Source organism: Kitasatospora sp. NPDC036755, from assembly GCF_040636595.1.
Taxonomy (GTDB): Bacteria; Actinomycetota; Actinomycetes; order Streptomycetales; family Streptomycetaceae; genus Kitasatospora.
Genome location: NZ_JBEZUT010000276.1, coordinates 1 through 11,764 on the forward strand (window position 1 = coordinate 1; position 11,764 = coordinate 11,764).

General features: G+C 74.6%; 8 protein-coding genes and 2 pseudogenes. 5 read left to right on the forward strand and 5 right to left on the reverse strand.

Annotation, left to right across the window (positions count from 1 at the left end; genetic code table 11):
• Together AB0E96_RS31005 and AB0E96_RS31010 are read left to right on the forward strand one after the other, a co-directional pair.
• Nucleotides 1-1,649 (forward strand): annotated as a pseudogene (locus AB0E96_RS31005) (hypothetical protein); the annotation flags it as partial.
• A gap of 126 nt (nt 1,650-1,775) precedes the next feature.
• Complete coding sequence (locus tag AB0E96_RS31010) at nt 1,776-3,905, forward strand: tetratricopeptide repeat protein (RefSeq protein ID WP_359829098.1); 2,130 nt, start codon at nt 1,776-1,778, stop codon at nt 3,903-3,905.
• On the opposite strand, the gene AB0E96_RS31015 is transcribed toward AB0E96_RS31010, so the two are convergent.
• Nucleotides 3,833-4,672, reverse strand: coding sequence for a helix-turn-helix transcriptional regulator (locus AB0E96_RS31015; protein ID WP_359829099.1), 840 nt, complete (start codon nt 4,670-4,672; stop codon nt 3,833-3,835). The two genes, AB0E96_RS31010 and AB0E96_RS31015, sit on opposite strands and share 73 nt — an antisense overlap.
• Before the next feature lie 66 nt (nt 4,673-4,738).
• The gene (locus AB0E96_RS31020) at nt 4,739-5,509 is read right to left on the reverse strand and encodes a glucose 1-dehydrogenase (protein WP_359829100.1); all 771 of its coding nucleotides are present in this window, start codon (nt 5,507-5,509) and stop codon (nt 4,739-4,741) included.
• 148 nt (nt 5,510-5,657) lie between these two features.
• Here AB0E96_RS31020 and AB0E96_RS31025 point away from each other — a divergent pair.
• Nucleotides 5,658-6,326: pseudogene (locus AB0E96_RS31025) on the forward strand (NAD(P)-binding domain-containing protein); the annotation flags it as partial.
• Between the two features lie 79 nt (nt 6,327-6,405).
• Here the strand turns inward: AB0E96_RS31025 and AB0E96_RS31030 are convergent.
• Complete coding sequence (locus AB0E96_RS31030; RefSeq protein WP_359829101.1) at nt 6,406-7,041, reverse strand: TetR-like C-terminal domain-containing protein; 636 nt, start codon at nt 7,039-7,041, stop codon at nt 6,406-6,408.
• Nucleotides 7,042-7,143: 102 nt separating this feature from the next.
• On the opposite strand from AB0E96_RS31030, the gene AB0E96_RS31035 reads away from it, so the two are divergent.
• Entirely contained in the window at nt 7,144-8,361 is a 1,218-nt protein-coding gene (locus AB0E96_RS31035; protein ID WP_359829102.1) for an alpha/beta hydrolase, read from the forward strand.
• A gap of 71 nt (nt 8,362-8,432) precedes the next feature.
• Here the strand turns inward: AB0E96_RS31035 and galK are convergent, their stop codons facing one another.
• Nucleotides 8,433-9,563 carry a galactokinase gene (gene galK, locus AB0E96_RS31040; RefSeq protein ID WP_359829103.1) on the reverse strand — a complete coding sequence of 377 codons (1,131 nt, stop codon included), beginning with the start codon at nt 9,561-9,563 and terminating at the stop codon, nt 8,433-8,435.
• Nucleotides 9,560-10,690 (reverse strand): galactose-1-phosphate uridylyltransferase, encoded by a 1,131-nt coding sequence (gene galT, locus AB0E96_RS31045; RefSeq protein ID WP_359829104.1) that lies wholly within the window; start codon nt 10,688-10,690, stop codon nt 9,560-9,562. Before galT ends, galK begins: the two co-directional genes overlap by 4 nt.
• 139 nt (nt 10,691-10,829) lie before the next feature.
• Here galT and AB0E96_RS31050 point away from each other — a divergent pair, with 139 nt between their 5' ends.
• Entirely contained in the window at nt 10,830-11,672 is an 843-nt protein-coding gene (locus AB0E96_RS31050; RefSeq protein ID WP_359829105.1) for a DeoR/GlpR family DNA-binding transcription regulator, read from the forward strand.
• Nucleotides 11,673-11,764 lie beyond the last annotated feature (92 nt).

Genomic DNA, 11,764 nt, shown 5'->3' on the forward strand with positions numbered 1-11,764 from the left:
TTGGCACCAGCAGCAGCGTCACCAGCGCGCAGCCCGACTTCAGCCTGCTGAGCGGCGCCCACTGGACCCGTCACTACGACGGTACCGCGTGCTGGAACAGCACCGGGTTCGGTGCCCAGTGTCTGACGAAGGCATCCGGCGACACCGGACAGGCCGTGCTGGTCATGAGCCCCGGCGCGACGGCCCTGCCGGTCGAGTACAGCCTGCAGGGTGTCTGCGACTCCTCCTGCCCCCGACCGATGCCGCGGCCCACCTTCACCTCGGTCAGCCCCTCCACCGGCGCCGCCGGCACCAGGGTCCAGGCCGTGGTCCGCGGCACCGGGCTGAACCTGGGCAGCAAGGCCAAGCTGGTGGGCAGCGGCACTTCCGGCACGCAGTGGCCGCAAACGCTCTCGGTGAACGCCGACGGCACCGCGATCGACGTGTTGCTCGACACCAACGGCCTGGCGCCGGGCAGTTACAACCTCGAACTCGACGGCGTCTACGGAGTCTCGCTCCCCAACGCCTTCACCGTGACCGCCCCCACCACGGCCACCCGGAGCCGGTTCGTCCCGATCGACCCGGCCCGCTTCCTGGACACCCGGGACGGCACCGGCGCCCCCGCCCAGCGGGTCGGCCCCGGCGGCGTCGTCGGCCTCCAGGTGGCCGGCGTGAAGGGCGTCCCGGCCACCGGCGTCACCGCCGTCGTCATGAACGTCACCGCCGTCAACCCCACCGGGTCCGGCCACGTCACGGTCTACCCCGACGGTCGGCCGCTGCCCGACGTCTCCAACCTCAACTACGAGGCGGGGAAGATCGTCCCGAACCTGGTGACGGTCCCCGTGGTGAACGGCAAGGTCGACCTGCGCAACAGCGCGGGCGAGGTCGACCTGATCGCCGACGTCACCGGCTACTACACGGACGGGGACACCGGCTCGGCGTTCTCCCCGATCACCCCGGCCCGCTTCCTGGACACCCGGGACGGCACCGGCGCCCCCGCCCAGAAGGTCGGCCCCGGCGGCGTCGTCGGCCTCCAGGTGGCCGGCGTGAAGGGCGTCCCGGCCACCGGCGTCACCGCCGTCGTCATGAACGTCACCGCCGTCAACCCCACCGGGTCCGGCCACGTCACGGTCTACCCCGACGGCCGGCCGCTGCCCGACGTCTCCAACCTCAACTACGAGGCCGGGAAGATCGTCGCCAACCTGGTGACGGTCCCCGTGGTGAACGGCAAGGTCGACCTGCGCAACAGCGCGGGCGAGGTCGACCTGATCGCCGACGTCACCGGCTACTACGGCGGCTCCGGCTCGGCGTTCTCCCCGACCACCCCGGTCCGGCTGCTGGACACCCGTGGCGGTGTCGGCGCGCGGGCCGGGACGGTGGGCGGCGGCGGCATCGTCAGCGTGCCGGTCACCGCGCTCGAAGGCGTGCCGGCCACCGGTGTCACCGCGGTCGTCCTGAACGTCACGGTCACCGAGCCGACGGCCGACAGCCACCTGATCGTCCACCCGCACGGCACCGCCCGCCCGGCCGTGTCGAACATCAACTTCACCGCCGGACAGACCAGGGCCAACATGGTCGTCGTCCCGGTGGTGGACGGCCGGGTGACGTTCTTCAACAACTGGGGGGACACCCACGTGATCGCCGACCTGAACGGCTACTTCGCGTCCTGACCCGCACGGTTGTCCCACCGCCGTGCCGCCCGCAGTCCGGGCGGCACGGCGGTGGCGTTCCGGCTCCCATAATGGAAGCCGAGTCGTGGAAGCCGAGTCGGCGGGCCGGGTGGCGGGGGCGAGCAGGTGCGGGAGTGGCAGGCCAGGAACGCCATCGAGGGCGGCGCCACCGTACGGGGCGACGCCTACCAGGCCGGGGAGATGACCTTCCACCAGTACGCGGCGCCGGGCGCCGAGCCGCTGCGGTGGCCGGTGGTGGTCGGGCGGATCCCGCCGAGGGCGACGGCCTTCCAGCCCCGGGCGCAGCTGCGGCGGGAGATCGACGAGGCGCGCGGGCGGTACGGGACGGTGGTGCTCAGCCAGGTGCTGGCGGGCGGCGGGGGCGTCGGCAAGTCCCAGCTCGCGGCGCACTACGCGCGCGAGGCCGTCGAGACCGGAACCGACCTGGTGCTGTGGGCCGACGCCGCCGAACCGTCCGCCGTGACGGAGCTGTACGCGCGGGCCGCCGTGACGGTGCGGGCTCCCGGGGCGAACGGCGAGGCCGAGCAGGACGCCGAGCGATTCCTGGCCTGGCTCGCCGCCACCGACCGCAGCTGGCTGATCGTCCTCGACAACACCACCGAGCACACGCCCGAGGAACTGTGGCCGAGCACCGGCCGGGGCGGACGCGGGCGGGTCATCGCGACCACCCGCCACCGGGGAGCGGCCAGTTCGGGCGGCGGCCGGGAGCTCGTCGACGTCACCACGTACTCCCCCGCCGAGTCCGCGGCCTACCTCCGCGAACGGCTGGAACGCGCGAAGTGCGCCCGCTTCCTCGACGAGCACGCGGGTGAACTCGCGGAGGAACTGGGCCATCTGCCGCTCGCCCTGGCCCACGCCGCCGCCTACATGGTGAACACCCGCCGCAGCTGCGGCCGTTACCTCGAACTGTTCCGCGACCGCACCCGCAGCCTGGACACCGTCCTCCCCACCCGCGCCGGCGCCGACGGCTACCGGGGCCCGGTCGCGGCGGCCCTGCTCCTGGCGCTCGACGCCGCCCGGCAGGAGGAGCCGGTCGGCCTCGCCGGGCCCGTCCTCCACCTCGCCGCGCTCCTCGACCCGGCCGGCCACCCGGAGCGACTCTGGCACGCCGAAGCGGTGTTGGAGTATCTCGGCGAGGCCCACGGCGCTCCCGTCACGGCCGACGACGCCACGGAGGCACTCGCCGTCCTGCACAACTACAGCCTCCTCGGCCTCACCGAGACGCCCCACCGGGAGGTGGGCCTCCACGCGCTGACCGCCCGCGCGGCCCTCGACGTGCACCCCGGAACGGCCGGGGCGCGCCTCGCGCTCGCCGAGGCCCTGCTCGGCCTGTGGCCGAGCACGGACTACGGCGTCCACGGACTGGCCGCGACGCTGCGGGCCAACACCGACGTGCTCGTCGGACACGGGCCCGCCGGCCTGATCCGGCAGCCGCTGGGGATGCACCTGCTCCTGTTCCGCTGCGGCGCCAGCCTCGTACGGGCGGGCCTGTACAGCACCGGCGTCCAGTACTGGAGCGAGCTCTCCGGCACGAGCGCGCGCATCCTGGGCGACGACCACCCCGACACGCTCGCGGCCCGCGGGAACCTCGCGCAGTCGTACTGGGAGGCGGGGCGCACCGAGGAGGCGATGGGCCTCCAGGAGCAGGTCCTCGCCGACCTCCGGCGGCTCCACGACGACGGCCACCCCACCGTCCTGATGGCCCGCAACAACCTGGCCGTCACCTACGCGGAGGCCGGCCGGGTCGAGGACGCCATCGGCCTGCAGGAACAAGTCGTCGCCGACCGCCACCGCGAGCTCGGCGGCGACCACCCCGACACCCTCACCTCCCGCAACAACCTCGCCGCCGCCTACCTGGAGGCCGGCCGGGTCGAGGACGCCATCGGCCTGCAGGAACAGGTCGTCGCCGACCGCCACCGCGTCCTCGGCGGCGACCACCCCGACACCCTCACCTCCCGCAACAACCTCGCGGTCATGTACCTGCACACCGGCGAGCCGGATCAGGGGGTGGAGCTGCTCCGCCGGACGGCGGCCGACCTCGACCGCGTCCTCGGGCCGGACCACCCGTCGACCGTCCAGGCCAGGGAGAACCTGCACGCCGTCACCCGCGGCCCCGAACCCGAACCCGAACCCGACGACGGACCCGGGCCGGCGCGGACCCCTCAGCGCGACGCCGCCCAGGACAGCAGCAGCCGCAGGCCGTCGTCCGAGGGCGAGCCCGGGGTGGCGGTGTAGGTGACGAGGGCCTGTCCGGGGTCGTCGGCGGGGCGGAGGGTGTCGTAGGCGAGGTCGAGGGTGCCGGCGAGCGGGTGGTGGAAGGCCTTGCGGCCCGAGGTCTTGTCGGCGACCGGGTGTTCGGCCCACATCCGGTGGAACTCCTCGCTGCCGAGGCAGAGCCGGCCGACGAGTTCGGCGAGCAGGGGGTCGTCGGGGCGGCGGCCGGCTTCGAGGTGGAGGAAGGCGACGTTCTCCCGGGCGCAGGCGGGCCAGTCGGCGTAGAGCTCGCGGGAGGCCGGGTCGAGGAAGGTGATGCGGGCGATGTTGCGGTCCTCGGCGGGCAGGGCGCCGTAGTCGCCGAAGAGGGCCGTGGCGGCGCGGTTCCAGGCGAGGATGTCCATCCGGTGGCCCATCACCACGGCCGGGGTGTGGTGGAGTTGGTCCAGCAGGTGCAGCAGCGAGGGGCGCGGCTGCTGGCGGAGGACGGGACGGCGGCGGGGCCGGGCCGCGGGGCGGGCGAGCCGGTGGAGGTGGCCGGACTCGTCGGGGGCCAGGCGCAGCGCGCGGGCGACGGCGTCGAGGACGGTGTCGGACGGATTGCCGACGCGGCCCTGTTCGAGGCGGGTGTAGTAGTCGACGCTGACGCCCGCGAGGTGGGCGAGTTCCTCGCGGCGCAGCCCGGCGACGCGGCGGCGGCCGCCGTAGTCGGGGAGGTCGACGTCCTCGGGCCGGAGGCGGGCACGGCGGGTGCGGAGGAATTCGCTCAGGGCGCTGCTCGGGTTCACGGAACGGATTCTCGCTCCTGCGGGCGGCCCGTGCCTGGCCCTGTGGGGACCAGGCACGGGGGGTGCTCAGCCGGTGAGGGACGGGAAGGCCGGGACGAGGCCGCCGTCGATCACGATGTCCTGCCCGGTGATGTACGAGGAGCGTGCGGAGAGCAGGAAGGCGACCGTCTCGGCGACGTCCTCGGCGGTGCCCAGCCGGCCGAGCGGGACGTGGCCGCGGATGGGCTCGTGGTCGGCCGGGTCCGGGACGGCCGCGTGGAACATCTCGGTGACGATGTAGCCGGGGCTGACCGAGTTGACCCGGATGCCGCGCCCGGCGAGTTCGCTGCCGAGGGTGCGGGCGAGGCTGAGCACGGCGGCCTTGGTGGCGGCGTAGACGGCGGCGCCGGGCAGGCCGCGGTGCGGGGTCCAGGAGGCGTTGAGGACGACGGATCCGCCCCCGGCGGCGTCGAGCAGGGGCAGGGCGTGCCGCACGGTGAAGAAGACGCCCTTGAGGTTGGTGTCCACGAGCCGGGAGAAGTCGGACTCGGTGACCTCGTCCACCGGCTGGAAGGCGGCCACGCCGGCGTTGGCGAACACGCCGTCGAGCTTGCCGTACCGGTCCCGCACGGTGTCGGCCAGGCGGGCGAGGTCCGCCGGTACGGAGGCGTCGGCGCGGACGGCGAGCAGCCGGTCGCCGGCGTCGAGCCGGGCCGAGGCGCGGGCGAGCCGGGCGTCGTCGCGGCCGGTGACGACGACCCGGGCGCCGGTGTCGAGGAGGTGGCGGGCGGTGGCCAGGCCCATGCCGCTGGTGCCGCCGGTGACGAGGACGACGGGTTCGGAGGAGGTGTGGTTCATGGCGTCCACCCTCGCGGCGGGCGCCGGGGAGGTACCAGGCCCGCCGTCACCGTAGGTCCCGGAAAACCACCCTCCGGGCCGGGAATCGGGGCGCCCGGGCGGTGGTTGGGCCAAGGCGACGGTCCCACACGGCACTCGCGAAGAGAGACTTCCCATGAAGATCGGCATCATCGGCGCGGGCAACATCGGCGGCAACCTGACGCGGCGGCTGACCGCGCTCGGTCACGAGGTATCGGTGGCCAACTCCCGCGGCCCGGAGACGCTCAAGGAACTGGTCGAGGAGACCGGGGCGACGGCGGTGACGGTCTCCGAGGCCGCCCGGGGCGCCCAGGTCGTGGTGGTGACGGTGCCGCTGAAGAACGTGCCGGACCTGCCCGCGGGGCTGCTGGACGGGGCCGCCGAGGGCGTCGCGGTGATCGACACGGGCAACTACTACCCGAAGGAGCGCGACGGGCGGATCGACGCGATCGAGGACGGCGGGCTCACCGAGAGCCGCTGGACGGAGCAGCACCTCGGGCACCGGGTGGTGAAGGTGTTCAACGGCACCTACGCCCAGGACCTGCTGGAGCGCCCGCGCCCGGCGGGCGACCCGGAGCGGCTCGCCGTGCCGGTGGCCTCGGACGACCAGGAGGCCAAGCGGGTGGTCCGGGCGCTGGTCGACGAGCTGGGTTTCGACACCGTGGACGCGGGCGGGATCGACGAGTCCTGGCGCCAGCAGCCGGCCACCCCGGTGTACGGGCTGCGCGACGGCGTGGAGGCCGTCACCCGGGCGCTCGCCGAGGCCTCCCCGGAGCGCCCGGCCGCCCACCGGGCCTGAAGGCCCGGCCCGCGGAGGGCCCCGCCGCGGCCGGTCGACCGGGCCGGTCACGGCGGGCGGCGACCGGCGGTGGCGGCCGTCAGGCGACGAAGGCGGCGAGGAGCTTGTCGGTGAGCCGGTCGAGGTAGTCGGGGGCGGTCTCGGTGTGGACGACCGCGAGGCGCCAGTACAGCGGGCCGGCGAGGAGGTCGAGGGCGAGCTCGCGGTCCACGTCGGCGGGGAGTTCGCCGCGTTCGACCGCCCGTTCCAGCAGCCGGGTGGCCTTGCTGCGGCGGGTGTCGCGGACGGCGGTCATCAGCTCCTGGGCCAGCTCGGGGTTGCGGCCGCCCTCGGCGAGCAGGTCGGGGATGATCCTCGACGGGAGCCGGTGGCGCAGTGCCCCGGCGAGCTCGGCGAGGAAGGCGCGGACGTCGCCGCGCAGGGTGCCGGTGTCCTTGATCTCGGAGGCGTCGACGGCCACGGCGCGGATCAGGGCGATGGTCATGTCGAGTTTGGACGGCCAGCGGCGGTAGATGGCGGCCTTGCCGGCCCCGGCCCGCTTGGCGACTGTCTCCAGGGAGAGCCGGGCGTAGCCGACGGCGGCCAGTTCCTCGAAGAACGCCTCGGCGATGGCCTCGGTCACGGAGTCCTGGAGCACCGGGCCGCCGGGCGTCCGGCGGGCGGGCTGCCCGGAGGGGCCGGGGGTCGCGGGCGGGGGCGCGGGCGTGCTGGACATTCCCCGAACCTACACCAGACGGAACGCTTGCGTCTCGACTGGAAGAGGTCTAGCGTCTTGTCGAGACGGAACCGTTCCGTCTCGACAATCTGGGGAGCACCCATGCGATTCCTCTTCGAGGACGAGTCGTTCTCCTTCGAAGCGCTCCGCGCCGCCGGATTCGCCAACTACGGCGGTGCCGACGTGGGCGAGGTCGTGGCCGTCGCCCGGAACATCGGCGAGGGCGACGAGGAGGCCTGGCTGCGCGAGTGGAAGGCCGCCGCCGAGCGCGCCCACGGCATCGGCGGCCGCGCCCTGGCGGCCGGGCACAGGGTCAGCGCCCGCGAGGCCCTGCTGCGGGCGTCGAACTACTACCGCACCGCCGAGTTCTACCGCCGCGACGACCCCGCGAACGACCCCGAGGCCAAGGCCCTCTCCGCGCTCTCCCGGGACACCTTCGCCGCCGCCGCGGCCCTCATGGACACCCCGGTCGAAGCCGTCCGCATCCCCTACCAGGACACCGAGCTGCCCGGCTACCTCTTCCTCGTCGACGACTCCGGAGCCCCGCGCCCCACCCTCCTGTTCACCAGCGGCTTCGACTCCACACTGGAGGAGGCGTACTTCGCCGTCGCCGCGGCCGCGCTGCGCCGCGGCTACAACGTCCTCGCGTACGACGGTCCGGGCCAGGGCGCGGCACTGCGCGAACAGGGACTGGTCTTCCGCCCGGACTGGGAGGCCGTGGTGACCCCGGTGGTCGACCACGCCCTGACCCGCCCCGAGATCGCCGCCGACCGGCTGGCCCTGTTCGGCTACAGCCTCGGCGGGTACCTCGCCGCCCGCGCCGCCGCCCACGACCACCGCGTGGCCGCCCTGGTCCTGGACGACGGCCTGTACAGCTTCGGGGAGGCCCACGCGCGGCTCGTCCCGCCGTTCCTCCGCGAGTGGATCGAGGACGGCCGGGACGACCTGGTCGAGCCCGTCATGGGTCTGATGATGCAGGTGAGCACCCAGGTGCGCTGGGCCATGCGCAACGGGGTGTGGACGTTCGGCGCCGCCTCGGTGGCGGACTACGTGCGCCGCACCTCCGACTACACCCTCGACGGCGTCGCCCCGCTCATCGACTGCCCCACCCTCGTCCTGGACGCCGAGAACGACCAGTTCTTCCGCGGCCAGCCGCAGGAGGTCCGGGCCGCGCTGACCTGCCCGCACACCCTCGTCACCCTGACCGAGGCCGAGGGGGCGGGCGAGCACTGCCACATGGGCGCCATGTCCCGCTTCCACCAGGTGGTCTTCGACTGGCTGGACACCACCCTGGCCGGGCCGGCCGGGCCCGCGAGCTGACGGGTGCACCCACCCGCCGGCCCGCTAGCCGGCCCACCCGCCGGCCCGCCGACCGGCGGCCGGGGCCCGGCTCACCCGAGCCGGTGCGCCCCCTCGGCCGGCACCGCGGTGAGGGTGCGCGGCTCGGCGTACCCGGCCCCGCGGAACGCGGCGGTGACCTCGGCGGCCACGTGCCCGACCGCGTCCGCGTCCACCAGGGCGATGACCGAGCCGCCGAAGCCGCCGCCGGTCATCCTCGCGCCGTGGGCGCCGGCGGCCAGGGCGGCCTCCACGGCGAGGTCGGTCTCCGGGCAGGAGACCCGGTAGTCGTCGCGCAGCGAGGCGTGCCCGGCGGTGAGGATCGGGCCGAGCGCGGCGAGGTCCCCGGCGTCCAGGAGGGCGACGGCCGCCTCCACCCGGGCGTTCTCGGTGACCACGTGGCGCACCAGCGGCACGAGCTCCGAGGGGAGCCGGCCGAGCGCGTCGGCCAGCTCCGAGGGCCGGAGCGAGCGGAGCGCGGGCAGCCCGAGCAGGGCGGCGGCCCGTTCGCAGCCGGCCCGCAGCGCGGCGTAGGCGCCGTCGCCGAGGTCGTGCTTCACCCGGGTGTCCAGGACCAGCAGGGCGAGGCCCGCGCCCGCGAGGTCGACCGGCACCTGACGTACCGTCAGATCGCGGCTGTCCAGGAAGAGGGCGGCGCCCGGGCGGCAGCACATCGAGGCCATCTGGTCCATGATCCCGCAGGGGACGCCCACGAAGGCGTTCTCCGCCCGCTGGGCCAGCACCGCCAGCTCCGCCGCCGGGAGCCCCAGCCCGTACAGGTCGTTGTAGACGGCGGCGAGGACGCACTCCAGCGCGGCGGAGGAGGAGAGCCCGGCGCCGCTGGGCACGTCGCTGTCCAGCCGGAGGTCCGCCCCGCCGACCGGGTGCCCGGCCTCGCGCAGCGCCCACACCACCCCGGCGGGGTAGCCGGCCCAGCCGGGCACCGAGCCGGGGGCGAGGTCGTCGACCCGGAGCTCGACGACCGCCCCGCCACCCTGGGCCGACCAGAGCCGCAACAGCCCGTCCGTCCGGCGGGCGGCCTGCGCCCGGACGGTCTGCGGCAGGGCGATCGGCAGGACGAACCCCAGGTTGTAGTCGGTGTGTTCACCGATCAGGTTCACCCGGCCCGGGGCCGCCCACTCCCCCTCGGACGCGCCGCCGTACAACTGCTCGAAGGTACTCATGCTCCGGCGACCTCCCGCAGCCGGCGGGCCGCGTCCTCGGGGCTGACGTCGTTGACGAAGGCGTCCATGCCGGACTCCACGCCGGCCAGGTACTTCAGTTTGTCCGCGGTGCGGCGGATGGTGAACAGCTCCAGGTGCAGGGCGAGTTCGTCCCGCTGCCCGGCGGGGGCCTGGTGCCAGGCGGAGATGTACGGGGTGCGGGCGGCGCCGGGCCCCGGCCCCGCCCCGAAGAGCCGGTCGAAGCGGCGCAGCAACTCCAGGTAGAGCGCGGGGAGTTCGTCCCGCTGCTCGGCGTCCAGCGCGGCCAGGTCGGGCACCCGCCGGTGCGGGTAGAGGTGCACCTCGTACGGCCAGCGGGCGGCGAAGGGGACGAAGGCCGTCCAGTGCGCCCCGGCGAGCACGACGCGTTCCCCGTGGGAGCGTTCGGCCGCGAGCAGGTCGTCGAAGAGGTTGCGGCCGGTGGCCGCGCGGTGGTCGGCGGCTCGGGCGGCCATCCGGGCGGTGCGCGGGGCGGCGAAGGGCAGGGCGTAGATCTGGCCGTGCGGGTGGGCGAGGGTGACGCCGATCTCGGCGCCCCGGTTCTCGAAGCAGTAGACCTGCCGCACGCCGGGCAGCGCGGAGAGTTCGGCGGTGCGGTCGGTCCAGGCGTCCAGGACCAGCCGGGCGCGCTCGGGGGTGAGGTCGGCGAAGGAGGCCTCGTGGTCGGCGGTGAAGCAGACCACCTCGCAGCGCCCGGCGCCGGGGCCGCTGGTCCACAGGCCGTCGGCCGCCAGGACGGGCTCCCCGGGCGGACCGGCCAGCGAGGGGAAGCGGTTCTCGAAGACGGCCACCTGGTAGTCGTCGGCCGGGATCTCGCTCAGCCGCCCGTCCCGGGACGGGCAGAGCGGGCACTCCTCGGCCGGCGGCCGGTAGATGCGCGCCTGGCGGTGGGCCGCGATGGTCACCCAGTCCCCGGTGGCCGGGTCCAGCCGGACCTCGGAGCCGGGGGCCTGCGGGTCGAGCGGCCGTTCGTCCACCGCGCGCCGCGGGGCGGCGGCGCCGCTGTCGTAGTAGATCAGCTGGCGACCGTCCGCGAGGGTGGTCACGGTCCTGACGGTGGGGGGCTGGGTCAGGGACGTCCCGGGCATGGCCCTTCTTCCTCCGAGTGACGCTCCGAATGAAGCTCCGAGCGAAGCCATTGAACATGAGAGAATCAACAGAAAGCTACAATCTCAAACATTATCCACCATGACCACTCGCCGTCACGTGGTCGAAGGAGGCTTCCCGATGGCCGACAGCGCCCGACCGCTCGCCGCCCAACCGCTCGCCGGACAGCGCAGGGTGCTGATCCTGGAACAGGTCCGCGCACGCGGCGGGGTCCGGGTCACCGAGCTGGTCCGCGACCTCGGGGTCTCCGACATGACCGTCCGGCGCGACCTGGACGCGCTGGCCCGCCGCGGCCTGGTGCACAAGGTGCACGGCGGCGCGGTCCGGGTCGAGGCGCCGGCCACCGGCGAGCCCGGGTTCGAGACCAAGGCGCACTGGGAACTGCCCGCCAAGGAGGCGATCGCCAGGGCCGCCGCGGCCCTGGTGCCGCCCGGCTCGGCCGTCGGGCTGGCCGGCGGGACGACCACCTTCGCGGTCGCCCGGCACCTGCGCGCCGTCGAGGGCCTCACCGTGGTGACCAACTCGCTGCGGATCGCCGAGCTGCTGGAGGAGCCCGCCGAGGACGGCACCCCGGCCACCGCCACGGTGATCCGCACCGGCGGCGTACGGACCCCCTCGGACGCCCTGGTCGGGCCGGTGGCCGACCAGGCGATCCGCTCCCTGCACGTCAACCTGCTGATCCTGGGCTGCCACGGCCTCTCCCCCGAGGCCGGGCTGACCACCCCCAACCTGGCCGAGGCGGAGACCAACCGCACCTTCCTCCGGTCGGCCCGCCGGGTGGTCGTGGTCGCCGACCACACCAAGTGGAACGCGGTCGGCCTGGCCTCCTTCGCCGAGCTGGACGAACTGGACGTCCTGGTCACCGACGACGCCCTGCCCGCCGAACAGCGGACGGCGGCCGGCCGGCTGGTCGGCGAGCTGATCGTGGCGGCGACGGCGGACCACACCGACCAGCCGGATTAGGGCGTGTCTGACAATTGGCGTCGGATCAGCGTGCGGCGTTGGGGTGCGTGCATCGCAAGGCGGAGGAGGGAGCCACTGCGGAGCATTGGCGA

What these genes read in the sequence shown, in the direction of transcription:
- AB0E96_RS31030 (WP_359829101.1), bottom strand. Translation starts at nt 7,041, where the DNA reads ATGTCCAGCACGCCCGCGCCCCCGCCCGCGACCCCCGGCCCCTCCGGG.
- AB0E96_RS31035 (WP_359829102.1), top strand. Translation starts at nt 7,144, where the DNA reads ATGCGATTCCTCTTCGAGGACGAGTCGTTCTCCTTCGAAGCGCTCCGC.
- AB0E96_RS31050 (WP_359829105.1), top strand. Translation starts at nt 10,830, where the DNA reads ATGGCCGACAGCGCCCGACCGCTCGCCGCCCAACCGCTCGCCGGACAG.
- AB0E96_RS31020 (WP_359829100.1), bottom strand. Translation starts at nt 5,509, where the DNA reads ATGAACCACACCTCCTCCGAACCCGTCGTCCTCGTCACCGGCGGCACC.
- galT (WP_359829104.1), bottom strand. Translation starts at nt 10,690, where the DNA reads ATGCCCGGGACGTCCCTGACCCAGCCCCCCACCGTCAGGACCGTGACC.
- galK (WP_359829103.1), bottom strand. Translation starts at nt 9,563, where the DNA reads ATGAGTACCTTCGAGCAGTTGTACGGCGGCGCGTCCGAGGGGGAGTGG.